The sequence below is a fragment of the Paenibacillus zanthoxyli JH29 genome (assembly GCF_000520715.1).
Classification (GTDB): Bacteria; Bacillota; Bacilli; order Paenibacillales; family Paenibacillaceae; genus Paenibacillus_AQ; species Paenibacillus_AQ zanthoxyli.
On the sequence record NZ_ASSD01000142.1, the window covers coordinates 1 to 832 of the forward strand.

Annotated in this window: 1 protein-coding gene; it reads right to left on the reverse strand. The window is 61.2% G+C overall.

Going from position 1 to position 832, the window contains the following annotated elements:
* Window positions 1–722 (reverse strand): CCA tRNA nucleotidyltransferase (locus L691_RS0105700; protein ID WP_025689313.1); only part of this gene is annotated, 722 nt, incomplete at its 3' end.
* Between the last annotated feature and the right edge of the window lie 110 nt (window positions 723–832).

Sequence of the window (832 nt, forward strand, 5' to 3'; positions counted from 1 at the left end):
AGGTCTTCTCCGGTCCAGGGGAACGGGGCCTTGCCGCGCGCGAGCAGCCCGCTGCGCGCCAGCATCGCAAGGCCCGTCAGCGGCCGGGGGCCTTCCACGATGCGCGTCAGCTCGGCCAAGACGCGCTCCACGGCGATATGCGCCAGGCCGTCCCGGCGGCGCAGCAGGCCGCGCCACGTGTTCTTCGTGATGCGAAAGGCCAGAGTGGACGCGAAGCGCACGCAGCGGAGCATGCGAAGCGCATCCTCGTCAAAGCGGTCTTCCGCTTTGCCTACGCAGCGGATCAGTTGGCGGCGCAGGTCCTCCGCACCGCCGAACGGATCGATCAATCTTCCGTCAAGACCGAGACAGATCGCATTGATCGTAAAGTCCCGGCGGCGCAGGTCCTCTTTGACGTCCATAACAAAAGTAACCGTCTCCGGCCGCCGGTGATCGGCATAGCCGCTCTCGGTTCTATAGGTTGTCACTTCAAACGGGAAGTCGTCCTCCAGCACGGTAACCGTTCCATGCTGCAGACCCGTGGGCACGCATCTTGGAAAGAGCGACATGACCGTCTCCGGCTTGGCGGAGGTGGTGATATCCATATCGTGAACGGGCCGGCCGAGCAGCTCGTCCCGGATACAGCCGCCTACCCAATAGGCTTCATACCCGGCATCGTTCAGGCGAATAATGATTCGCCCGGCAGCTTCGGCCATCAGGGGATCGGCCATTTTCCAATTCATAATGACATGGCTCCATTCTTATCGGACCGCGTTCGCGGCTTTACGGTCCAGCACGCGGTAATAGATACTTTCGTATTGATCGGTAATGGCATCCTTGCAGAAATCCTCTC